This window comes from Fictibacillus gelatini DSM 15865 (genome assembly GCF_000430745.1).
Lineage (GTDB): Bacteria > Bacillota > Bacilli > Bacillales > Fictibacillaceae > Fictibacillus_A > Fictibacillus_A gelatini.
Map to the genome: position 1 here is coordinate 254,868 of NZ_AUMP01000001.1, position 24,079 is coordinate 278,946.

Sequence of the window (24,079 nt, forward strand, 5' to 3'; positions counted from 1 at the left end):
GTGTTTAGAAAGATGGATGACAAGTGAAAAACCCGACCATATCAGTGCATGCACAACGATTGAAATAAACAGCCTCATCCCCTCACCTCTTGTACTATCCATATGTCAAGAATGGAACAAAATTGCTTCAAAACTTTGTTCAGAAGTGAGAAGTGAGACGTTGGATATGTCGGAATCGGCTATTCGTCGATTCCAGTTATCCACTTGTTTTTTAGCAACTATAGTTTCCTAAAACAAAAAAACCTCTTTCCTGAGAAAGAGGTTTTTCGATATTACTTAACGATATGAATTGGTGTTCCGATTGCTACCTCAGCAGCTTCCATTGCAATTTCCCCTAATGTAGGGTGAGCATGAATGGTCATCGCAATATCCTCTACAGTCATTCCTGCTTCAATCGCTAAGCCAAGTTCAGCGATCATATCCGATGCATTAGATCCTGCAATTTGCGCACCGATCAATAATCCGTCTTCTTTGCGCGATACAAGCTTCATAAAGCCATCTGTATCATTGAGTGATAGCGCACGGCCGTTTGCTGCAAACGGGAATTTTGCAACAGTAACATCATAGCCCGCATCTTTTGCTGATTTTTCATCATAGCCTACAGTTGCAAGTTCAGGATCAGAGAAAACTACTGCCGGGATCGCTACATAATCGATTTCAGCAGGATGGCCGCTGATCGCTTCAGCCGCAACTTTACCTTCATAAGATGCTTTATGGGCAAGTGCCGGACCTGCAACGATATCACCGATTGCATAAATGCCTTTTACATTTGTCTGGCATTGTTTATCGATTTTAATGTACCCGCGTTCGTCTTTTTCAATGCCCACTTCTTCAAGGCCTAGCTCATCCGTGTTTGGACGGCGTCCAACTGTAACAAGCACGTAATCTGCATCAAATGTTTTCGTTTCGCCTTTTACTTCGGCAGTAACTTTAACACCGTCAGCCGTTTCTTCTACGCCTTTTGCCATTGCTTCAGTGAAGATTTCAACATTGCCTTTTTTCTTTAAGCGTTTAGATACAAGCTGGATCATTTGTTTTTCGAATCCAGGAAGAATTTGCTTGCTGCCTTCTAATACTACAATTTCTGTTCCAAAATTCGCATAAGCGGATCCTAGTTCAATTCCGATGACACCGCCGCCGATGATGACCATTTTCTTCGGAATTTCTTTAAGCGCAAGCGCTCCAGTAGAAGAAATGACACGATCGCTCCATTTGAACCCTGGAATTTCGATTGGACGAGAGCCAGTAGCTAAAATACAGTTTTTAAAGGTGTACGTTTGCGCTGAACTTTCGGTCATAACACGAACGGTATGATCATCATGGAAATAAGCTTCACCACGGATAATTTCAACTTTATTTCCTTTTAATAGACCTTCTACACCACCGGTTAACTTTTTCACGACACTTGCTTTCCATTCTTGCACTTTAGAAAAGTCAACTGTCACATTTTCCGCTTTAATTCCGATTTCATCGCCGGAAATAGCATGTTCGTAGCGATGGCCTGCATTAATTAACGCTTTTGATGGGATACAGCCAACATTTAAACATACGCCGCCAAGCTCACCTTTTTCAACAATAGCAACTTTTTGTCCGAGTTGAGCGGCACGGATCGCTGCCACATAGCCTCCAGGTCCTGCCCCTACAACAAGAGTATCTAATTCAATCGGAAAATCACCTACGACCATTTTATTACGCCTCCATTACTAGTAGTTGTGGATCGTTCAGTAAACGTTTTATATGATTTAATGCATTTTGCGCGGTTACACCGTCAATTAAACGGTGGTCAAAGCTTAATGATAATGCAAGTACAGGTGCAACAACAATTTCCCCGTTTTTCACAACCGGTTTTTCAGCAATGCGCCCAATTCCTAAAATCGCTACTTCTGGATGGTTGATGACTGGCGTGAACCATTGGCCGCCTGCAGAACCGATATTGGAAATGGTGACAGATCCGCCTTTCATTTCTTCAGGAGAAAGTTTGCCATCACGCGCTTTTGCGGCAAGTTCATTGATTTCAGCAGAAATTTTGAAAATCGATTTTCGATCTGCTTCTTTAACAACCGGAACCATTAAACCATGCTCCGTATCAGCGGCAATACCAATGTTGTAATAATGCTTGTACACAATTTCCTCATTTGCATCATCAATTGACGCATTTAACGCAGGGTATTCACGTACAGCTGAAACTAATGCTTTGACGACGTAAGGCAAGTAAGTCAGCTTAATGCCTTTTTCAGCTGCGACAGATTTGAATTTCTTGCGATGCGCGACGAGTTCAGTCACATCAATTTCATCCATCAATGTTACGTGAGGGGCTGTATGTTTTGAATTCACCATTGCTTTTGCGATGACTTTACGGACACCGCGAAGCTTTTCACGTGTTTCAGCTTCAGAAACCGGAATCGCAGCAGGTTTTTTAGCTGCCTCTTCTTTTCCTGTTTCAGCTGCCTTATTTTCTTCTTGAGCGGCATCGCCTTTAGCAAACTTATCAATATCTTCTTTTAATACGCGGCCATTATCGCCGGATCCTTGCACTTTTCGGATATCAACGCCTAGTTCACGGGCATATTTTCGTACTGAAGGCATTGCAATGACTCGTTTGTTGTCATCTGAATCATCTTTTGCAGGCGCTTCTTTCTTCTCTTCTTTTGCAGGTTTCTTTTCTTCCTCGGCTTTTGGCTGTTCTTCTGTTTTTTCTTCTTTTTCAGCCGGCTCGTTGCCTGTTTCAACTTCACCTTCAGCATCAATCGTAACGAGTACATCGCCTACTACGCAAACCGTGCCTTCTTCAACCTTAACGTCTAAAATTTTCCCATCGACCGGTGATGGGATTTCAACAACGGCTTTATCGTTTTGGACTTCAAGAAGAATATCATCTTCTTTTACTTCATCTCCCGGTTTTACGAACCATTTAACGATTTCACCTTCGTGAATACCTTCACCAATATCGGGAAGCTTAAATTCGAACGCCATGATAACGCCTCCTTTTTCTTTCTCGAGGTTTTCATCACTATTTAGAAATGAATCCCTATTTGTCTATTTAAAAATTAGAAGTTATAGACTTGCTTCGCTTTTTCAACAATATCTTTATGATCAGGTAACCATGTATCTTCCGCTGCTGCAAATGGATAGACGGTATCCGCTGCCGCAACACGAAGAACTGGAGCTTCTAGATGAAGGATCGCACGTTCCGTAATTTCAGCGACGACATTTGCAGCGATTCCTGCTTGTTTTTGCGCTTCTTGAACGACAATCGCGCGTCCTGTTTTTTCAACAGAAGCGATAATTGTCTCAATATCAAGCGGGCTAATTGTCCTTAAATCAATAACTTCAGCGGAAATGCCTTCTTTTTCAAGCTCCTCTGCCGCTTTAAGAGAGGCATGTACCATTGCTCCATATGCGATGATGGAAATGTCTTTTCCTTCGCGTTTTACATCGGCTTTTCCGATTTCAATTGTATATTCTTCCTCTGGAACTTCTTCGCGGAACGAACGATATAATTTCATATGCTCTAAAAATACGACCGGATCGTTATCGCGAATGGCTGAGATTAATAAGCCTTTTGCATCATAAGGAGTGGATGGGATCACAACTTTCACCCCTGGCGTTTGGGCCATAAGGCCTTCTAAACTATCCGCGTGCATTTCAGGAGTCTTTACCCCGCCCCCAAAAGGTGAACGGATCGTAACCGGTGAATGAAGTTTTCCACCTGTACGGAAACGCATGCGTCCCATTTGGCCAGCGATGGAATCAATTACTTCAAATAAAAAGCCGAAGAATTGAATTTCCATAACCGGACGGAACCCTGTCAAGCCTAAGCCAATGGCAAGCCCGCCAATCCCTGATTCGGCAAGCGGCGTGTCAAATACACGATCTTCGCCAAATTCTTGTTGAAGCCCTTCCGTTGCCCGGAATACGCCGCCGTTTTGACCTACATCTTCTCCGAATACAAGAACATTTTCATCTTTTTTCAATTCAGTACGCATCGCATCTGTAATTGCCTGGATCATTGTCATTTGAGCCATATTACTTCGACTCCTTTGCTTTGTATTCTTCCATTTGTTCACGAAGGTTGTAAGGAAGCTCCTCGAACATAATGCCGATCAAATCGGTTACTTTTTGTTTCGGCGCGCTATCTGCTTTCTTAATAGCTGCTTTAATGTCTTCCTTCGCCTTTTCTACCACTTCTGTTTCTTGTTCTTCAGTCCAAAGCCCTTTCTTCTCTAAGAACTTGCGGAAACGGACTAATGGATCTTTCTTTTCCCATTCGTTATCAAGATCTTTTGTACGGTAACGCGTCGGGTCGTCTCCTGCCATCGTATGAGGTCCAAAACGGTACGTTAATGTTTCAATTAATGTTGGACCTTCTCCGTTTAAAGCACGTTCGCGCGCTTGTTTAGTTGCTGCATACACTGCCAGAACGTCCATCCCGTCGACTTGAATTCCTTCGATACCGGCAGCGACTGCTTTTTGCGCGATAGTTTTTGCGGCAGATTGCTTTTCGACAGGAACAGAAATTGCAAATCGGTTGTTTTGAACGACAAAGATTGTTTGTGCCTGGTATGCGCCGGCAAAGTTAATCCCTTCATAAAAATCGCCTTGAGAAGAACCGCCATCACCCGTATATGTAATGACAACGTTTTTCTTGCCTTTTTTCTTAAGACCAAGGCCAACACCGGCAGCCTGAATAATTTGGGCACCGATAATGATTTGTGGGAACAAAATATTTAAACCATCCGGGAATTGCCCACCTTGAAAATGTCCTCTAGACCATAAAAATGCTTGGTAAAGCGGGAATCCATGAAATACAATTTGCGGAATATCGCGATATCCTGGCAAAATCCAGTCTTCTTTATCTAATGCAAATTGCGATCCAAGCATCGACGCCTCTTGGCCGGCTACAGGCGCATAAAACCCTAAACGCCCCTGGCGGCTTAAAGAAATTGCACGTTGATCCCAAATACGCGTATACACCATACGGCGCATTAATTCTTGTAATTGTTCGTCGGATAAATCAGGCATCGCTTTTTTATTTACGATTTCGCCATCTTCCGATAAAATTTGAAACGTTTCGAATTGGCTTTCTACAGTTTCGATCGTATTCAATTTCATTACGTTCACCTCTTCCTTTCTAGGCCGATATAAATTCATCATGAGAAAAAGACACACACTTGTTAGAATGCCCAAATTCTTCTTTCTACATGACTGGTTTGCCATAAAACTTTAAACAAAACTGTATTACTGAATGCTCATGCAAAAAGTAGTACAATTTTTCATCGCCATCATTAGTTTACACTACGAAATAAAGCGCAGTCAATTCTTAAATCTCACTATTCTATAAATCGAGACGGTTTTAAACTAAAACTAGTGTATCATTCTGTATCACTCGTGGTTACCATCTGTTATATAATTCGTTGCTTCTATTCAATACCCTTTAGGCATAAACTTTTTCCATATGGTAAAATAAATGTATCAGGTTAAATGGAGGAAAAAAATGATGTTAACAATGAAAGATATTATAAGAGAAGGAGATCCTATTCTTCGCCAGGTAGCAAAAGAAGTATCCCTTCCTCCTCGTCAGGAAGATGTTGAAACAGCAAAAAAAATGTTGGAATTTCTTATTCATTCACAAAATCCCGAAATGGCTCAAAAATATCATTTGCGGCCAGGTGTCGGATTGGCAGCTCCACAAATTGGCATTTCCAAACGATTAATAGCCGTTCATGTGACAGACGACAATGGTAAATTGTATAGCGTGGCATTATTTAACCCTAAAATTGTCAGCCACTCTGTTCAAGTCACATATTTAGAAGGCGGAGAAGGTTGCCTTTCCGTTGACCGCCCCGTTCCAGGCCTCGTGCCGCGATATGCTAAAATTACCGTTAGAGGCACAGACCATAAAGGAGAAAAGGTTGAACTTAAATTAAAAGGAATGCCCGCCATTGTTTTTCAACATGAAATTGACCATTTAGACGGGATTATGTTTTACGATCGAATTAATAAAGAAAAACCATTTGAGCCCCCTGCTCAAATGGCGCTTTATCGATAGGAAAGAGCGGCTGCCGATTCCAAATAAGCCCTCCTCAAGCAATAGTTGAGGAGGGTTTATTTTATTTTACGCTCTTGCACATACTAAGCGTAAAAAAAATGGGTGATACTAATGAAGCGAAGAAGAAGAATGTTGCGCCGTCTGCGTGCATTAATGGAACAATACCCTTGCCTGACAAACAGAATGAAAAATCGTTATTGCTTCCATTAATCGTAATGCAAAAAGATGAGATGAAAGTCATCTTTCATCTCATCTTTCCTATGAAAAAGGCTAAAAATCCTTTATAATATAAAAAGAAATAAATAAAGTTTTCGGTAAGGAGTAGAAAAATATGATTTTTAAAGTGTTTTATCAAGAAAATAAAGAAGAAGTACCAATTCGCGAAAATACAAAAGTTTTGTATGTTGAAGGCGAGTCATTAGAAGATGTCCGAAAAAAATTAGCAGACCGCAATTACAACATTGAATACATACAAGAAATCAAAGGAAAATTCCTTGAATATGAGAAAGAATCTAAATCATTTGAACTGGAGAATGTGTAACATATGAAATTTGTAAAAAACCATCAAACTGCTGTATTTGCCCTCGGCGGTTTAGGAGAGATTGGAAAAAATACGTATGGCGTACAGTTTCAAGATGAAATCATCTTAATTGATGCGGGCATTAAATTCCCTGAAGATGAATTATTAGGCATTGATTACGTTATCCCGGACTATACGTATCTTGTCAAAAATGAGGACAAAATTAAAGGCTTATTCATTACTCATGGCCACGAAGACCATATTGGGGGCATTCCTTATTTGCTTCGGGAAATTAATGTCCCAATTTATGGCGGAAAGCTCTCGATCGCCCTTATCAAGAACAAGCTTGAAGAACATGGGCTCTTGCGCAGGACACAATTGCACGAAGTGACGGAAGATGACGTTATTAAATTCCGGAAAACATCTGTCAGCTTTTTTAGAACAACCCACAGTATTCCTGAATCGTTTGGTGTGGTTGTAAAGACACCTCCGGGTAACATTGTGCACACTGGAGATTTTAAATTTGACTTTACACCAGTTGGCGAGCCAGCTAATTTAACAAAGATGGCCGAGATTGGGAAAGAAGGCGTTTTATGCTTGCTTTCAGACAGCACGAACAGTGAGGTTCCCGGATTTACGCTATCGGAGCGAACCGTAGGCGAAAGCATCCAGGAAATTTTCCGTAAAGTAAATGGGCGCATTATTTTTGCAACCTTTGCTTCCAATATCCATCGCTTGCAACAAGTGGTTGAAGCATCCGTGCAAAACAACCGGAAAGTAGCCGTTTTTGGCCGCAGCATGGATTCTGCCATCGATATCGGGCAAGACCTTGGCTTCATTAAAGCGCCGAAAAATACATTTATAGATGCAGCCCAGATTAACCGTCTCCCTGACAATCAGGTGACGATTCTTTGCACCGGCAGCCAGGGTGAACCAATGGCCGCATTATCGCGAATTGCAAATGGAACCCATCGGCAAATTCAAATCATCCCTGGAGATACTGTCGTCTTCTCTTCTTCTCCTATTCCGGGGAACGCATTAAGCGTCAGCAAGACGATCGACAGGCTGTACCGGGCGGGGGCGGAAGTTATTCACGGTTCATTGAACAACATTCACACTTCCGGACACGGCGGCCAGCAGGAGCAAAAATTAATGCTTCGCTTGATCAAGCCAAAGTATTTCTTGCCGATTCATGGGGAATATCGGATGTTAAAAACCCATGTGAAATTGGCAACGGATTGTGATGTTCCGGCCGAAAATTGTTTTATCATGGATAATGGCGAAGTACTTGCATTATCCGAAAATGAAGCGGCAATTGCGGGTAAAATTCCTTCAGGTTCCGTTTATGTCGATGGAAACGGCATCGGGGACATTGGAAATATCGTTCTTCGTGATCGGAAAATTCTTTCCGAAGAAGGACTTGTCGTCGTGGTCGTCAGCATGAATATGAAAGAATTTAAAATCGAGGCCGGACCTGACATTATTTCACGCGGATTTGTTTACATGAGAGAATCCGGCGATCTCATCAACGATGCACAAGATTTACTCGCAAAGCATTTGGACAACTTGATGGCTGAAAAACGAACCACCCAATGGTCGGAAATAAAAAATGAGATTACTGATGTGCTTGCTCCTTTCCTTTACGAAAAGACGAAGCGCCGTCCGATGATCTTGCCAATTATTATGGAAATTTAATATTTGAAATGACGAAACCGGTTATCCTAAATGGATAACCGGTTTTAACTATCTGCAAGCATTTGTTTTTCAAGAAGGTTAATATCTTTATCTCCGCCGATTACAATTAAAATATCGCCTTTTTCAATTTTTAAATCGGCTTTCGGCGAGACAATAATCTCTTCTTTACGGCGGATAGCCACGACGTTACAACCAAATTTCGCCCGAATATCAAGATTGGCAAGAGTTTGATGATCCATTTTCGCTGTAGCGACCAATTCAACCATACTGTACTCTTCCGATAGTTCAAGATAATCCTTGATGCTGCTCGAGACGACCTGGTGGGCAATCCGAATTCCCATATCTCGCTCTGGATGAATAATGCGGTCGGCACCAATTTTTTGCAGCACTTTTTCATGATAATCATTCTGGGCTTTTACTGTAATTTTTTTAACACCAAGCTCCTTTAAAAGCAACGTAGTTAAGATGCTGGCCTGAAGATTATCGCCAATCGCGACAATAACATGTTCAAAATTGCGAATCCCAAGACTTTTTAACACATTTTCATCGGTCGTATCCGCGATAACAGCATGTGTGGCGATGTTCGAAAATTCATTTACCCGTTCTTCATTTATATCAATTGCCAATACTTCCATTCCTGCTTCACTCAATGCTTTGCAAATACTGCCCCCAAAACGGCCGAGTCCAATAACGGTATACTGTTTGTTCACACCCATTCCCCCATGCTTTTCCATCTTTCATTCAATTTTACCATAATTAACTTTAACGGCAAAAAGGTGCAGAAAATGGAGTGGAAATAGAATCCACTCCATTTTTTACATCGCTTCCAACATCTTGAACTGCGATACGACTAAATGATAATATTCCCCTTTTTGCTGCATAAGTGAATCATGATTGCCTTCTTCGATAATATTGCCGGACTTTAGCACGACAATTTTATCCGCTTCGCGAATGGTAGAGAGACGGTGAGCAATGATGATGGCCGTTCGACCTTTCAAAAGAGTTCTTAAAGCGTTTTGGATTTTCAACTCCGATTCGGTATCAATACTTGCCGTCGCTTCATCTAATATCAATATATCCGGATCCGCTAATAGCGCCCTTGCAAATGATAGCAATTGTCGTTCCCCGACAGATAGGACATTCCCTCTTTCTTCTACTTCAGTATCAAATCCATTTTGTAACCGGTTAATGAACGTATCGGCACCAACCGACGCGGCTGCACGTTTTACTTCTTCATCCGTCGCAGTCGGTCGGCCAAACCGAATGTTCTCCATAATTGTGCCTGAAAAGATAAATGTATCTTGCAGGACAATACTAACCTTTTGACGTAAGCTGTCTAATTGGATGTCTTTTAAATTATATCCGTCAATTTCCACACTTCCTGCTGTTGGATCGTAAAATCTGCTGATCAAATTGGCAATCGTCGTTTTTCCAGACCCTGTATGGCCAACGAGAGCAACCGTCTGGCCAGCGCCAATCGACAAATTGATTCCATTTAACGCTTTCCGTTTATGATCATACGAAAATTCAACATCGTTAAATTGAATAGCTCCATGAATCTTTTCTAGCACAATCGGATGGGCGCTTTCCGCGACATTCGGACGTTCATCTAAAAATTCAAAAATGCGTTCGGATGATGCCATCGCTACTAACAATTGATTGTACACCTGGCCAAGCCTCGATACAGGCTCCCAAAACATTCCTAAATAAAAAGCAAAAGTGACGAACACCCCGATATTCAGTGATCCAGTGTCGATGAGGTACGCACCAAACCAGATTAAGATAGCGGTTCCAATTGCATTTGACATATCGACAAATGGTCGGAAAAACGCATTCTTTTGTGATGCATCCCTCCAGCTTTCAAATGTTTCATTGTTCACACCTTCAAAAAAGCTCATGTTTTCTTTTTCTTGCGTGAAAGATTGAGTCACCCTGATTCCTTGAATGCTTTCATTTAAATGAGAATTCAGTTTCGATTGTTTTAACCGGACCACTTGCCAGGAGCGGCGTATTTTTTTACGTAAACTGGTTGAAACAAAAAACATCAGTGGAAGGATGACCATAATGGCCAGCGTCAATTTTACGCTATAGAGAAACATGATCACAATGATTCCGGCCAGCAACACTAAATCCATTAATGTGTTGATAACACCATTTGTAAACAAATCTTGCATCGAGTTGACGTCATTAATGATCCGAACGAGAATCGAACCTGCTGACCGCTGATCAAAAAATCGATGCGATAATCGTTGGATATGTTTAAACAAATGCTGCCGGATATCAAAAATAATGTATTGACCGAGTTTATTCGTCCAGCGAATCCTCAAGATATTAGCAACCCATGAAATCAAATACATACCCGCGATCGCGATAATCAATTTGATCAATAGCGGCACATCTTTATTGGCAACCGCATGGTCAAACGTTAAAACACCGATGAAAATTGGAATCACTAATCGAACGGCCGTAGTGATCACCATTGCAATGATCGACATAGGTAATAAATTTTTGCTATATGGCTTCATATAAGCTAAGAGGCGTGTCATTTGTTTCCAGTTAAACGGCTTATCAATGACATTTTCATTCGAATAACGAAATCTTTCTACTTTTCGTTTAGCGCTCATTCTCCCACTCCTCTTACTCTCTGGCTTTGATAGAGGATCTCTTTATCTTTGTACTGAATATCATAAATGCGGCGATAAAGTCCGCTTCCTCTAATGAGCTCTTCATGTGTGCCGCGTTCTGCCACTTTTCCGTTTTCAAAAACAAGTATTTCATCCGCATGTTTTAAGGAGGAAATGCGATGGGCGATAATAAACGTTGTTCTTCCCGCCATCACTTCCTGGAACGCTTTTTGAATCTTGAACTCCGTTTCCATATCGACCGCACTCGTCGCATCGTCTAATATTAAAATTTGCGGATCGATGCAAATTGCCCGCGCGATCGCAATCCGCTGTTTCTGGCCACCTGAGAGTCCGAGCCCACGTTCCCCCAAAATGGTTTCATATTGATCAGGCAGTTCCATAATAAAATCGTGAGCCTGTGCCCGTTTTGCCGCATCGATAATTTTCTCCATCGGCACATCCGGCCTGCCGTAAGCGATGTTATCTTTAATTGTTGAAGAAAACAAAAATGATTCTTGCAAGACGACCCCGATGTTTCTTCGCAAGTGTTGGACCGAATAATCTTGAATTGGCCTTCCATCGATCAAAATTTCTCCGTCACAAGGTTCATAAAAACGGGATATTAATTGCGTTAATGTCGTTTTGCCACTTCCAGTCGCTCCGACAAGACCGATAATTTTCCCTTTCTCCGCTTTAAATGAAACATTTTTTAAAGCGTATTCTTTTTCATTGGCGTATTGATGAGTGACATGTTTAAATTCCACTTCACCTTCAATTTCGTCTACCTCTATCGCATTTTCTTGATTTTGAATATCTTCAGGCTCATCTAAAATTTCGAGTAACCGTTCACCCGAAGCTTTTGACTGGGAAAACGTATTAATAATAAAGCCTAAGTACATAATTGGCCCCATTATGTACCAAACAAGACTAAAAAAGGCCACAAGCTCACCAGGCTTTAAACTTCCGTTGATCACTAAATATCCGCCATATGACAACAAGCAGACGACCGACAAATTTCCAATCAACTCCATGAGAGGAAAGTATTTCGCCCAAATGTTCGCCGTATCGATTTGCCTTCCTTTATAGTCTTCATTAGACGTTACAAATTTGCTGATTTCAAAATCTTCACGGGACAACGATTTTACCGTATTGATTCCACTAATATTTTCTTGAACTTTTGTATTGAGACGTCCCATCGAGCGGCGTATTCCCCTGAACGCCGGGTGCACCTCTTTATCAAATTGATAGACGACGATTGCTAAAAATGGAAGAGCTGCTAATGTCACAAGTGCAAGTGGAATGGAATAATAAAACATAACCGCTAAACTAAAGCCGATGATTAAGACAAAGTTAATGAATTGGGCAAAACCGAACGATAAGAAAAAACGAAACCCTTCTACATCCGCCGTGAGCCTTGACATTAAGTCGCCCGTTTTCGCATTGTCATAGTATCTGAACGGCAAGTATTGCAATTTTTCATACAGCTTTTCCCTTAACTTATAGACGGCACTAATTCCGAATAGATCCCCTAAATAGTTCTGAAAATAAGTGGCTACCCCTTTTAAAGCCATGAGGGCAATAAAACCTATTGCTAAATAAGGTACAAGCCCAAACTGCTTTTCCGTAATGACCTTATCAATCGTCAGCTGCAATACCATCGGATAAACGACCGTTATCGCCGTTACTAATATGAGCGCGATACAAGACCATATGAAATACTTTCGATAAGGCCAGTAAAATTCTTTCAAACGTTTAAACGTTTCCACTTCTTCCCCCACCCCACTTTTTAAAATTATTAAAATAAGTACAATATACATCATATAACGTAACACGAAGAAATAACCATCTTTTTGCACTGGATTTTTCATTATTTTTTTTGTTGTTAATTTTCCTTTTTTTCCGATAAGGGAGACAAAAAAAAGAACCTAACTTACTTGTTAGGTCCTTTTCATGTATTTTTCACTTAAACTTCAAGTGTTTTTTGGCCAGGCTTCCAGTTCGCAGGGCAAAGTCCGCCTGTTTGAAGCGCTTGTAACACGCGTAATGTTTCATCCACATCGCGGCCGATATTGTTATGGTTAACAACAGAGTACTTCAATTCACCTTCTGGAGAGATGATGAATAAACCGCGAAGCGCCACACCTTCCTCTTCGATTAAAACACCGTACTTTTTAGATACTTCGTGGTTTGTATCAGCGGCTAACGGATAGTTTAACTCGCCTAATCCGTTCATGTCACGAGGAGTGTTAATCCATGCTTTATGTGTATGGATCGTATCAGTGGAAACACCGATAACTTCTGCATCAAGATCAGCAAATTCTTCGTAACGGTCACTCATTGCCGTAATTTCCGTCGGGCAAACGAAAGTAAAGTCCATTGGATAGAAGAATAATACCGTCCATTTATCTTCTTTCATAATATCTTCTAAGCTTACTTTGCCGAATTCTTTGTTCGGCATTACTGCATCCATTTCAAAGCGTGGTGCTTGTTTTGCTACCATACGTTCTGCCATGAAAAAATCCCTCCAACAATATTAAAGATTTGATTTACATTAGTCATTATAAAACAAGCTTTCTTTTTAGTCAATGTTAATTAATAATTAATTTAATTTAGGCTAATATTTCCATCAGCACACCTTATAATCTGCCCTTTATCTTAACAGCTTAAACGTCATAAGTGAAATAATTGGATTGTTATCTTACATTCGCTATACTTAGTAAATGAGAATAGATTGGGAGGGTTTAGATGCTTCATGCAATAACAAACATTCAATATGAAGATTTAGCGGTTTCCTCAGGGATATTTATTTTAAAACTGATTGTCATTTTTATTATTTACTCCATCGTAAAAAAAGTCGGTCATTCCATCATTCATACGGCATTTAACAATTTTGCCAAACGTAATGAAATGTCAAAATATCGGGCAAAAACGTTAGAAACATTAATGAACAGTATTTTCGCCTACACTCTTATTTTCATCGTGTTTGTGGCTGTTTTTGGACTGTTTGGCCTTGATATAAGAGGGCTTTTAGCAGGCGCCGGAATTGTTGGCCTTGCCATTGGATTTGGCGCAAAAGATTTAGTCAGTGATATAGTGACAGGATTTTTTATTTTGCTTGAGAAACAGATTGATGTCGGCGATTATATTACAACCGGGTCTTTTTCCGGCATTGTTGAAGAAGTAGAATTACGCACAACGCGGGTTCGCGGATTTGATGGAACTCTCCATTACATCCCGAATCGCTTGATTACAAGTGTTTCTAACCATTCGCGAGGAAATATGCGAGCACTTGTCGACATACAAATTCCATCATCGCCTGAAGTTGAAAATGCGCTTGAAATTATTAAAGAAGAATGCCAGAAGTTGGCTAATAAAATCCCGCATTTATTAGAAGAACCGAAAGTATTAGTCGTTCAGTCAGGTGATTCGGATGATCTTTCTCTTCGAATTTTGGCCAAAACTGAGAACTTGAAGAAATGGTCGGTTGAAAATGCTCTGTATGACCGCCTGAAGCGCCGATTAAAGGAAGAAGGGATTGAAATACCGGAGAAATCTTCGGAAGATCATCCAGATGTGGACTTTGAAGTTTAATTTAGGAAAAGAGAGTTCCTCTTAGGATGAACTCTCTTTTTTTATAGCTTCTACTTCGACTTTCTTTACAGTATGGCCGTCAACTTCGGAAATGGTAAAGCGATAATCTTCGTAATCAATCATTGTCCCTTCCGCAACATCAACCGTCTGAAATAAAATCCAGCCTCCGATTGTGTCCAAATCAGTGTCATCGATATCAAGTCCGAACAAATTATTCACTTCGGAAATTAATACTTTCCCATCTAAAACAACTTTCGTCGGCGAAAGCTTTTGAATGCGCGGCTGTTCGTCTTCATCAAACTCATCCCTGATTTCTCCAACGATTTCTTCTAAAATGTCTTCCGCGGTCACAATCCCGGCGGTTCCCCCGTATTCATCCATCAATACGGCCATGTGAACACGGTCTTTTTGCATTTTAACAAGCAGCCTTTGGATAGGAATCGATTCATGTACCGTTATAATCGGGTGTATATAATCATTTAAATCCCCTTCTGTTTCTGTTACATGTTCATTAAAAAACTGCTTAATGTTAACGAGGCCAATTAAACGGTCTTTATCGCCATCAGCAACCGGATAACGGGTGAACTTTTCCGCCCTCATAATTTCCATGTTTTCTTTAAATGAATTTTGTGTGTACAAACAAACAATTTCCGTTCTCGGTACCATGATTTCTTTAGCCGTCCTGTCATCAAATTCAAAAATTTTGTTCATATAGCGATATTCGGATTGGTTGATTTCACCGCCTTCAAAGCTTTCCGATAAAATAAGGCGCAGCTCTTCTTCCGTCACTACCTTTTCATTCTCATTGGCCGGCTTTACTCCGAACATCCGAGAAAAAAGGTTAGCCGAGCCATTAAGCAAATAAATGAAAGGAAATAAGACATAGTTAAATATGATGAGCGGCCTTGAAACGGACAGGAGAATCGATTCTGCTTTTTGTATGGCAAAGGTTTTGGGAGCCAATTCCCCCAGCACGACATGAATAAATGTAATAAGTGCAAACGAAATAATAAAAGAAATCGTATTTTCAAGTGCATGAGGAACTCTAAATAATTTGATGATCGGATCAATAATTGCCTTTACCGTCGGTTCCCCGAGCCAGCCAAGACCTAATGATGTCATTGTAATTCCAAGTTGGGTAGCAGAAAGATAACCATCAAGATTGCCAATAATTTTCTTCGCAGCAATGGCGTCTTTATTCCCCTGTTCGGCCAGCTGCTCAATTCTTGTCCTTCTTGCCCTGACGATCGCAAATTCAGAGGCGACAAAGAAAGCGGTAATAACAATTAGTAAAATAACGATGATGATATTATAGAATTCCATGATCCAGATTCACCCCCTTATCAATGTTTTCCCATTCCTTTTATGTAAATAAACAAGGAGGAACAGCCCTTTTTGGCACTGTTCCTAACTCATTCCCTTATTGCTTTAAATGTTTTTCGACCTCGCTGCATACTTCGTCAGCATTTAAACCGTGAGCGTTTAGGACAGGACCTTTAATTGACGTATTTTGAATGCCCATCATGTTATGATCTAATCCTGTAACGACACAGCAGTCACACCCTTTTGCATCATTTTCATTTCGAAGTTCAACAACTTCATACCCTCTTGCCCGAAGTGCATCTGACACGTTGGTTAATGATTCTTCTACACCAATTCTAGCCATTGTTCCACCTCCTTACCCCAATATCACGATAGCGTTTCCGCTTTTCTGTCTTAATGTAACCAACTGTTTGAGGCTCTATCCAAAGCTTAGTATTAAAAACGGGGCTCCGACTTATAAAATGTCTTTAAACTAAACTTTTGGACATAATCAGAGCAAGCGGTATGAAAAGTGTCTTTTAGAACGGTTCTATCGTCGGAATCTGCGAATTACCGATTCCACTAAAAAAAACGACCGCGGGATGCGGTCGTTTTTTAATGATTGGATTTCCATGTTAAGTATGATACTAAGGTCGATATGGCAACGTCAATCGCGCCTTCATCCGGTTCTAGCTTTGCGTGATGCAGCCCGTATTCACAATCGACACCGAGCCAGAACATGAATCCGGGAATTTCATCGAGAAAGTAACCGAAGTCTTCTCCCGTCATCGCTTCACGGCACTCAATCAAATTGACATTTGTTTCTGTCTGGACAAATTCCATAAATTCACGTGTCAACTTGCTTTCGTTAAACACTTGCCGATAGTTCGCTCCGTAATCAATGAGAGCTTCGCATTCAAATGACGCTTCGATTCCTCTGACCATCGATTCAATGCGCGATTTTACTTTTTCCATTGAAGCAAGCGACAATGTGCGAATCGTTCCTTCAATTCTCGCTTGTTCAGCAATGATGTTTTGTTTCGTCCCGCCCGTAATTTTCCCGATGGTTACGACAGCTGAATCGAGCGGATCTACGTTTCTTGCGACAATCGACTGAAGCTGGGTAACAAGATAACTTGCGGCAACGACCATATCGTTCGCATGATGGGGATAAGCAGCATGCCCGCCCTTCCCTTTTAAATCGATAAAAAGCTCAGAAGTGTTCGCAAATAGAAGGCCTTCCTTCGTTGCTACCGTGCCTACAGGGTATTCCGGGGCAATATGCAATGCAATGATCATATCAGGCTTTAATTGACTGAAAATATCACTCTCCAGCATTGGCTTTGCACCGCCCGGGCCTTCCTCAGCGGGCTGGAAAATAAACAACAGGTTATCGTCAATTGGATGTTCGGCAAAATGAGTTAATACGCCTAAGGCAATCGTCATATGAAGGTCGTGGCCACATGCATGCATTTTCCCTTCATGAAGCGATTTAAAAGCATATGATGTCTCCTCGAAAATGGGCAAACCGTCAATATCCGTCCTGTATCCAATTGTCCGTTTTGGCCGCACGCCATGAACTTTAACAAGTATTCCTGTTTTCCACCTATGGATTTCAAGCCGCTCTTGAGGCAATGTTTTTATATAGTCTAACAGGAATTTTTGTGTTTTAAATTCTTGGAACCCGAGCTCTGGTATTTGATGAAGTTGTCTGCGAATCTCAACAAAAGATGGCATTTTCTTTGAGTCCTTTCAAGAAACCCCGAAATGATTATTCTTCATTTAATTTGCGGAGCTCTTGTTTAATTTCCGTTTTCGATTTCGTTTTCTCATCAATTTGCTTGATCACGCGAGCCGGCGTTCCAGCGACAACCGTATACGGTGGAACGTCTTCGATAACGACTGCACCTGCAGCGACAACCGCTCCTTTTCCTACTGTCACTCCTTCAAGGATGACGCAATTAGCACCAACAACAACGTCGTCTTCTACGACAACCGGTTTTGCTGAAGGCGGTTCAATCACTCCTGCAAGAACGCTTCCTGCGCCAATGTGGCAGTTTTTCCCGACTGTAGCTCGTCCACCAAGCACAACGTTCATATCGATCATCGTGCCTTCACCAATAACTGCACCGATATTAATAGAAGCTCCCATCATAATAACGGCGTTGTTTCCAATCTCCACTTGATCCCGAATAATTGCACCAGGCTCAATGCGTGCATGAATGTTTTTCATGTCTAACAATGGAATCGCAGAATTGCGGCGATCGTTTTCAATGACATAATCTTCAATTTTTCCTTCATTTTCTTTCAACGCCCGTTCGATTTCTTTCCATTCACCGAACAGAACACCAGTATTTCCGTTAATAAATGATTTAGTAGATTCGCCAAATTGAATTCCTTCTAAATCACCTTTAATGTAAACTTTCACAGGAGTCGATTTCGTGCTGTTCGAAATAAAAGCGATAATTTCATTCGCATCCATCATTTTCATGTAAAACCCTCCAATATTCTTATAAAAATTCACTTATGATTGTTATTAAACCATTAATAAGGAAATACGTAAACTATATTTTACTTAAATTCTTTAGCGAGTTGAAGAAACGCCTCTACCTGCTTCAATTCTCTTGCGGATTCTTGGTAAATAAGCCATGTATCCCGTTTCATCGGCTCTTTATCCTCATTGCTTAATGGAATTTTATATACTTCATCCTCCGGCCTTAAACTGACCGAAGGCAAAATGGCGTATCCGATCCCGTGAAGCGCCAGCTGCTTGCATGTTTCAATTTCATCAACGATGATTGTTTTTTGCGGCGTTGTCTGGAAATGACTATGCCACCAGTCCTGTATTTCTTGATAATAGGTTGAAGCGCTTTTAAACTGAATAAATGGTTTATTTGTTTGCGGCAGGTCTTCGATTCTGGAAATGTCGGTATCTACTAAAATAAGCCGATCCTCCAACAAATATGTTTTGATGCCTTTCCACTCCGGATTTCCACGAACAATTCCAACATGTATGCTATCTTCATATATATGCTTCATGATGTCGCTGCTCCATCCGGTAATAAGGGAAATGTTCACATGCGGGTAGAGGTCCACATATTTTTTCAACACGTTCGGAAGCCAATATTGGCCAATGATCGAAGCAACGGCAATCTTCAATGTCCCGTGCACTTCATTCGATAGCATGTTTAATTCATCTAACACTCGTTCCTCATCTTTTAATGTCCGTAGGGCATGCTCTACTATTTTTTCGCCCGCAGGGGTCAGCGATAGCCCTTTTTGCGAACGAATAAAGATTTTCGTCCCCCAATTGTTCTCAATCGTTTGCAGGCGCTGGCTTAATGCAGGTTGTGAAACATATAACCGTTCCGCCGCTTTACGCATATTTAATTCTTCAGCGAGTATTTGCAATATCTTAAATTCAGAAAGCTGCATGAATTCCACCTACTCCAACATAAGTTTTTCTTATCATATATTAATAGTATGATCCAGTTTTCTTATTCATAAAAGAAGATGAAGGAAAAGCAGGATCAGTGATCATCCTGCTTTTCCTTTATATCACATTTTTCAAGCGGTTCTACATGAACTTGAATGCTTTCTACATTATAATGATGTTCTAATTTTTTCTCTATTTCTTCCGTAATTTGATGGCTTTCGATAACATTTAACGTTGGATCCACACGGATGGTTACATCAATTATGGTACGATTCCCATGTTTTCTCGCTTTTAACTCACTGACATCTTCAACGCCATTTACCGCTAATATTTTTCTTTCTATATCTTTTCCTTCTTTATAGTCAAAACCATCTGAAAGATTGTGTGAGGTTTCATAAAAAATATCCCAGCCTGTTTTTAAAATGACCATTGATACGGCGATTGCGGCGAGAGGATCAAGCCACGGAAGGCCGAACTGTGAACCGAAAATGCCGACTGCCGCAGCTAAACTGACAAAACTATCAGAGCGGTTATCAAGGGCTGCCGCTTTTAACCCCTGGCTACCCGTTACTTTCGCAAGTTTTGAATTGATGACATAAACCGCAAACATCACTATGGCCCCTCCAATTGCCACAATTGCTGTTAAAGTAGACGGAGTGCGCAAGGCAGGGTTAAAAATGCTTTTAACCGCAGAAATCAATACTTCAAGGCCAATAAAAACCATAATAAAAGATGATGCCATTGAAGCAATCGTTTCAGCCCGAAGGTGACCGTAAGGATGGTCTTCATCCGCCGGTTTTCGTGAAATCTTTAATCCGATTAGAACTAAAACAGAAGCAATGATATCAGTTGTATTATTCAAACCGTCTGCGACAAGCGCTTTTGACGAATAGATAATTCCGATGGCCAATTTTACGATCGATAAAAATATATACGCACCTAAACTAAGATATACACCTCGTTCAACCTTTTGATAGGTTATCTGATCTCCCATAAATGTCTCCTCTCAAGAAAATCATATAACTATCATATCGTTCGAAATGATAATGAGTCCAGAGCAACCTTTTTCCCCAGAGGAAACATTTGTATATGTTTGAACACCTTCATTAGCGAAAATGCCAAATTTCATTAGATATTGTCAAAAAGAAAGAATAACCGTCACTCTGGCAAGTTTTGGTTTCGTCGAATCTTATCAATCCAGCACAGAAAAATCATTCAAATTTTGTCGGGTTATTAGAAGTTTCGACGAAAGGCTTTTCTTCTCGAACATTATGTAGCATAATGAATTTTGGTCAAGGACAAGTATATTTAAATCGGAGGTCTTATAATTGTTAACCACATATATCGAGTTTAAACGGAAGCAAATGATAGATACGGCCAGAACACACGGCCTGTCCGACCAACTGACGATTCGATACAGCCAAGAATTAGACAGGCTCCTCGATCTATACGAGTTACAACAGAGAAAACTAAAAATGGTAACAAACAAACGCATTTCTTAAACAAGATAAGGCATCCTCTATGTACTAGAGGGTGCCTTATAAATTAAGTACTAGCGATCGCTATCTTCCAGGAAAGTCGAATACTTTTGCATTCCTTGAATCGTTTTCTTCCACTACTTCTCTGACACTGCTGCTTGTTCTTCTCCTCCTATCCCTGTCCCTTCTTTTTTCTCTTCTTGCTGCTTCTCTATCTTCATCCATTAAGTGCCTGAAATTTTTAATCATCTTACCAAATTGACGGTCATCAATGATTCCTGCAACAAGAAGATAACAAGCAAAGGCATAGGCGATGGCGTTCGTTTCAACATTCACATTGACATCGACATCAACATCCGAGTTGCCGCTATGATTCACAGCCGATGTATTTCTGATATAAACGTTTTCTTCAACTAGCTCTCCACGTATATCATTACGTTTTCTTTTCAAAGGATCCAAATCCGTTAAACCTCCATTATTAATATAGAAAAGGATACTAACAACGTTGTGTTAATATCCCTATTCTTCTATCAGACGGTTACATTTAATCGCGGTTACGGCGACTGCGGCTGCGATTTCGATTGCGGATTTCATCTTCAATATCAATATTAATATTTACATACGAATTGCCGCTGTTTCGAATAATCGCCCGGTTGCTGTTACGATCGTAAATGTCATTCGCGACATCTACAGTGTCGTTTACATTAACCTCTTCATTGCGACGATCGCCATCATACCAATCATCTTCATAATTGGACATTTAAGAATCCCCCTTAAGGCAAATATTAAGGCTTTTACAGCCTCAATATAACTTATTCATAGAGAAAAATTTTGTTTGGACGAGTACATATAGATAAATGTTGTATTTTAAAAACAAGTACTTTCCTTTCCAAAATGATAGGCGTTATGTATGATTAATAAATAACTTAAAGTAGATTTCCTCTACTTACCATTTTCTAATCAAGTGATTTGATAGTATGATACAAGCAGCGATGAGGTGATATAAATGGAACAAGTACAAACAACCGAATCCAGGTTGAATCGCAGGCTTAAGTTAAAATATGAAAATAAACATAAACGAAAGAAACTTAAAACGATCGCTATTCTAGCGGCGGCCATTCTTGCTTTATTGTTTTTAATCGTTAACATCTGTATTTGGACGCGCGACATTAGCAAATTAGACTATGCCGTTGCAAAGCCGTTACTCATTTATGACAAAAATGGCCAGCTTGCAAGCAAAATGATCGGCAGATCCGAAGGGGTTACGTTTGACAATATTCCAAAATCGATGATCCATGCGATTGTGGCAACAGAAGACCGCGATTTTTATAAACATCATGGAATCGATTATACCGGCATTATGCGGGCTATGGTGCGTAATGCAATGGCAGGAAGAGTGGTCCAGGGTGGAAGTACGATCACACAGCAGCTTGCAAAAAATGTGTTTTTAACAAACGACCGAACATTCAGCAGGAAATTTAAGGAAATATTTTATACAAAAAAGATTGAACGAACCTATTCGAAAGATAAAATTCTTGAGTTGTACCTTAATTCGGTCTATTTCGGCAACGGCGCCTGGGGGATTAAAAGTGCCGCTAATACGTATTTTGGAAAAGACGTGAAGGATTTAACCATCAGTGAATCGGCAATGCTAGCCGGGTTGGTCAAAGCTCCGAGTTATTATTCGCCGATCAGTCATTATAAGCAAGCAATCGAGCGAAGAAATGTCGTTCTCTCATTAATGAAAGAACAAGGCTACTTGACGCAAACCGAATATAATCAAGCAAAAGCTGAAAAAATTGCCTTGCATAAAAAGACCCCGGGTAAAAATGTAGAGAACTACCCGTATTATGTTGACTATGTCATTCAAGAGGCTGAAAAACGATACGGTATTTCCAAGGAAGAAATTTTGTCTGGCAAATATACGATTTATACATCGCTTGATCCTAAGCTGCAAAAAGCAATGGAAAATGTGTATGAGAATCGTTCGATGTTCCCCGGCAGCACCTCAAATGAAATGGTGCAAAGCGGCGGAGTCTTTATCAATCCGAAAACAGGAGGAATTTCCGCACTTGTCGGAGGAAGAGGAACACATACATTCCTTGGCTTTAACCGGGCTACACAGTTAAAACGCCAACCCGGCTCTACAATAAAGCCGCTATCCGTTTACACTCCAGCACTTGAGGACGGATATGGCCCTTATTCCACCCTGCAAGATAAACCCGTTGACTTTAATGGGTATAAGCCCAAAAATGCCGATTTATCCTACCGCGGTGAAGTCACGATGTATCAAGCTGTAGCAAAATCGTTAAATGTGCCGGCGGTCTGGCTGTTAAATAAAATCGGCCTTGATAAAGGTTATGAGAAAGTAAAAGAATTTGGCATCCCAGTAACAGAAAAAGACCGTAACTTAAGCCTGGCATTAGGTGGATTATATGAAGGAACTTCCCCGCTTAAAATGGCACAAGCATACAGTGCTTTTGCCAATAACGGAAAAATGGAAGAGGCTCATGCGATTGTCGCGATTAAAGACCGCGACGGCAAAATTATTGAAAAATGGGAAAAGAATGAGACAAAAGTCATGAAACCAAAAACGGCTCAACTTATGACGTACTTACTTCAAGGTGTAATTAAAGAAGGAACTGGCGTTAATGCGAATATTCCAGGCATGGACATCGCTGGAAAAACAGGTTCCACTCAAGTGGAAAATGGGGACATCCGCGGAACGAAGGACCACTGGTTTGTTGGATATACACCAAACATTGTCGGAGCATTCTGGCTCGGCTACGACAACCCTGACAAAAAGCAAAATTATTTAACATCGTCCAGTACACAAACCCTTCCGCCATTGTTTAAGGAAATTTTACGTGAAGCAAACGTTCCGGAAAACACAAGTGATTTTAAATTGCCGCTAGCGGAAAAAGAATTGAAAAAACATCCGAAAAAGCAATCCGCATGGGATTCGTTCGTGGATTGGCTATTTTAAACGACAGGCTGCTGCTCATTTTTTTATGACGGCAGCCTGTTTTTAATAGATTCTGTGCGTTTTCATTACCGACAAACGTATAATTTTGAAAAAGATAGACTAATAACGTAGTACTTTGTCCTCCCATGATACATAACATGTAGCATCAGGTGTTTATATATCTTTATGAGGAGGAACCATTTGTGAATAAAAGAATGTCAAAAAATATTCTTCATCCTTTAGTTGGTTGCAATGTAAAAATTAATCTCGGCGGCCCAGAATCTAAAAAAGGGACATTAATGTGCTGTAAAGACGATCACTGCGTCCTGTTAAGTGAAGACGGTGATGTATTATACTACCAGCATGAGCATATAAAGAGCGTCACAAAACATTCTCAAGATTACTCTGGATACGATAAC

At 40.6% G+C, this 24,079-nt stretch carries 23 protein-coding genes; 7 read left to right on the forward strand and 16 right to left on the reverse strand.

Features of this window, described 5'->3' with window-relative positions:
- Nucleotides 1-272: 272 nt before the first annotated feature.
- From lpdA to pdhA, 4 genes are all read right to left on the reverse strand, one after another.
- Entirely contained in the window at nucleotides 273-1,685 is a 1,413-nt protein-coding gene (gene lpdA, locus H538_RS0101320; protein ID WP_026676023.1) for a dihydrolipoyl dehydrogenase, read from the reverse strand.
- A gap of 4 nt (nucleotides 1,686-1,689) precedes the next feature.
- The gene (locus H538_RS0101325; RefSeq protein WP_026676024.1) at nucleotides 1,690-2,973 is read right to left on the reverse strand and encodes a dihydrolipoamide acetyltransferase family protein; all 1,284 of its coding nucleotides are present in this window, start codon (nucleotides 2,971-2,973) and stop codon (nucleotides 1,690-1,692) included.
- Between the two features lie 74 nt (nucleotides 2,974-3,047).
- Nucleotides 3,048-4,025 (reverse strand): alpha-ketoacid dehydrogenase subunit beta, encoded by a 978-nt coding sequence (locus H538_RS0101330; protein WP_026676025.1) that lies wholly within the window; start codon nucleotides 4,023-4,025, stop codon nucleotides 3,048-3,050.
- 1 nt (nucleotide 4,026) lies between these two features.
- Entirely contained in the window at nucleotides 4,027-5,112 is a 1,086-nt protein-coding gene (gene pdhA, locus H538_RS0101335) for a pyruvate dehydrogenase (acetyl-transferring) E1 component subunit alpha (protein ID WP_026676026.1), read from the reverse strand.
- A gap of 385 nt (nucleotides 5,113-5,497) precedes the next feature.
- On the opposite strand from pdhA, the gene def reads away from it, so the two are divergent.
- From def to rnjA, 4 genes are all read left to right on the forward strand, one after another.
- Nucleotides 5,498-6,049 (forward strand): peptide deformylase, encoded by a 552-nt coding sequence (gene def / locus H538_RS0101340; RefSeq protein WP_026676027.1) that lies wholly within the window; start codon nucleotides 5,498-5,500, stop codon nucleotides 6,047-6,049.
- 98 nt (nucleotides 6,050-6,147) lie between these two features.
- Nucleotides 6,148-6,336 (forward strand): hypothetical protein, encoded by a 189-nt coding sequence (locus H538_RS0101345; RefSeq protein WP_154657878.1) that lies wholly within the window; start codon nucleotides 6,148-6,150, stop codon nucleotides 6,334-6,336.
- Between the two features lie 44 nt (nucleotides 6,337-6,380).
- On the forward strand, nucleotides 6,381-6,590 hold the full coding sequence (locus H538_RS0101350; protein WP_026676029.1) for a DNA-dependent RNA polymerase subunit epsilon: 210 nt from the start codon (nucleotides 6,381-6,383) through the stop codon (nucleotides 6,588-6,590).
- Between the two features lie 3 nt (nucleotides 6,591-6,593).
- Nucleotides 6,594-8,264, forward strand: coding sequence for a ribonuclease J1 (gene rnjA / locus H538_RS0101355; RefSeq protein WP_026676030.1), 1,671 nt, complete (start codon nucleotides 6,594-6,596; stop codon nucleotides 8,262-8,264).
- A 44-nt stretch (nucleotides 8,265-8,308) separates the two neighbouring features.
- On the opposite strand, the gene H538_RS0101360 is transcribed toward rnjA, so the two are convergent.
- The 4 genes from H538_RS0101360 to H538_RS0101375 all read right to left on the reverse strand — a co-directional run bounded on the left by H538_RS0101360 (nucleotide 8,309) and on the right by H538_RS0101375 (nucleotide 13,400).
- On the reverse strand, nucleotides 8,309-8,974 hold the full coding sequence (locus tag H538_RS0101360) for a potassium channel family protein (RefSeq protein WP_026676031.1): 666 nt from the start codon (nucleotides 8,972-8,974) through the stop codon (nucleotides 8,309-8,311).
- A gap of 105 nt (nucleotides 8,975-9,079) precedes the next feature.
- Nucleotides 9,080-10,888 carry an ABC transporter ATP-binding protein gene (locus H538_RS0101365; RefSeq protein WP_026676032.1) on the reverse strand — a complete coding sequence of 603 codons (1,809 nt, stop codon included), beginning with the start codon at nucleotides 10,886-10,888 and terminating at the stop codon, nucleotides 9,080-9,082.
- Nucleotides 10,885-12,654, reverse strand: a complete 1,770-nt coding sequence (locus H538_RS0101370) for an ABC transporter ATP-binding protein (RefSeq protein WP_026676033.1) — start codon at nucleotides 12,652-12,654, stop codon at nucleotides 10,885-10,887. Before H538_RS0101370 ends, H538_RS0101365 begins: the two co-directional genes overlap by 4 nt.
- 197 nt (nucleotides 12,655-12,851) lie before the next feature.
- On the reverse strand, nucleotides 12,852-13,400 hold the full coding sequence (locus H538_RS0101375; RefSeq protein ID WP_026676034.1) for a peroxiredoxin: 549 nt from the start codon (nucleotides 13,398-13,400) through the stop codon (nucleotides 12,852-12,854).
- A gap of 233 nt (nucleotides 13,401-13,633) precedes the next feature.
- Here H538_RS0101375 and H538_RS22830 point away from each other — a divergent pair, with 233 nt between their 5' ends.
- On the forward strand, nucleotides 13,634-14,479 hold the full coding sequence (locus tag H538_RS22830) for a mechanosensitive ion channel family protein (RefSeq protein WP_035349736.1): 846 nt from the start codon (nucleotides 13,634-13,636) through the stop codon (nucleotides 14,477-14,479).
- 21 nt (nucleotides 14,480-14,500) lie between these two features.
- Here H538_RS22830 and H538_RS0101385 read toward each other — a convergent pair whose 3' ends face one another.
- The 6 genes from H538_RS0101385 to H538_RS0101410 form a co-directional block, all read right to left on the reverse strand.
- Nucleotides 14,501-15,802: a hemolysin family protein gene (locus H538_RS0101385; RefSeq protein ID WP_026676035.1), complete on the reverse strand. Its 1,302-nt coding sequence runs from the start codon at nucleotides 15,800-15,802 to the stop codon at nucleotides 14,501-14,503.
- Nucleotides 15,803-15,899: 97 nt separating this feature from the next.
- Entirely contained in the window at nucleotides 15,900-16,145 is a 246-nt protein-coding gene (locus H538_RS0101390; RefSeq protein ID WP_026676036.1) for a YkuS family protein, read from the reverse strand.
- Between the two features lie 251 nt (nucleotides 16,146-16,396).
- Complete coding sequence (locus H538_RS0101395) at nucleotides 16,397-17,518, reverse strand: N-acetyldiaminopimelate deacetylase (RefSeq protein ID WP_026676037.1); 1,122 nt, start codon at nucleotides 17,516-17,518, stop codon at nucleotides 16,397-16,399.
- Between the two features lie 34 nt (nucleotides 17,519-17,552).
- The gene (dapD, locus tag H538_RS0101400; protein ID WP_026676038.1) at nucleotides 17,553-18,272 is read right to left on the reverse strand and encodes a 2,3,4,5-tetrahydropyridine-2,6-dicarboxylate N-acetyltransferase; all 720 of its coding nucleotides are present in this window, start codon (nucleotides 18,270-18,272) and stop codon (nucleotides 17,553-17,555) included.
- Between the two features lie 80 nt (nucleotides 18,273-18,352).
- Nucleotides 18,353-19,216: a transcriptional regulator CcpC gene (ccpC, locus tag H538_RS0101405; RefSeq protein ID WP_026676039.1), complete on the reverse strand. Its 864-nt coding sequence runs from the start codon at nucleotides 19,214-19,216 to the stop codon at nucleotides 18,353-18,355.
- Between the two features lie 95 nt (nucleotides 19,217-19,311).
- Complete coding sequence (locus H538_RS0101410) at nucleotides 19,312-20,211, reverse strand: cation diffusion facilitator family transporter (RefSeq protein WP_026676040.1); 900 nt, start codon at nucleotides 20,209-20,211, stop codon at nucleotides 19,312-19,314.
- Nucleotides 20,212-20,545: 334 nt separating this feature from the next.
- Between H538_RS0101410 and H538_RS25325 the strand changes: the two genes are divergently transcribed.
- Nucleotides 20,546-20,719 (forward strand): aspartyl-phosphate phosphatase Spo0E family protein, encoded by a 174-nt coding sequence (locus H538_RS25325; RefSeq protein ID WP_081412538.1) that lies wholly within the window; start codon nucleotides 20,546-20,548, stop codon nucleotides 20,717-20,719.
- A gap of 60 nt (nucleotides 20,720-20,779) precedes the next feature.
- On the opposite strand, the gene H538_RS0101420 is transcribed toward H538_RS25325, so the two are convergent.
- Both H538_RS0101420 and H538_RS0101425 read right to left on the reverse strand, forming a co-directional pair.
- On the reverse strand, nucleotides 20,780-21,154 hold the full coding sequence (locus H538_RS0101420; protein WP_026676041.1) for a hypothetical protein: 375 nt from the start codon (nucleotides 21,152-21,154) through the stop codon (nucleotides 20,780-20,782).
- Nucleotides 21,155-21,239: 85 nt separating this feature from the next.
- Nucleotides 21,240-21,455, reverse strand: a complete 216-nt coding sequence (locus H538_RS0101425; protein ID WP_026676042.1) for a hypothetical protein — start codon at nucleotides 21,453-21,455, stop codon at nucleotides 21,240-21,242.
- A 246-nt stretch (nucleotides 21,456-21,701) separates the two neighbouring features.
- Between H538_RS0101425 and H538_RS22835 the strand changes: the two genes are divergently transcribed.
- Nucleotides 21,702-23,681, forward strand: coding sequence for a transglycosylase domain-containing protein (locus H538_RS22835; protein ID WP_051291184.1), 1,980 nt, complete (start codon nucleotides 21,702-21,704; stop codon nucleotides 23,679-23,681).
- Nucleotides 23,682-24,079: the final 398 nt, after the last annotated feature.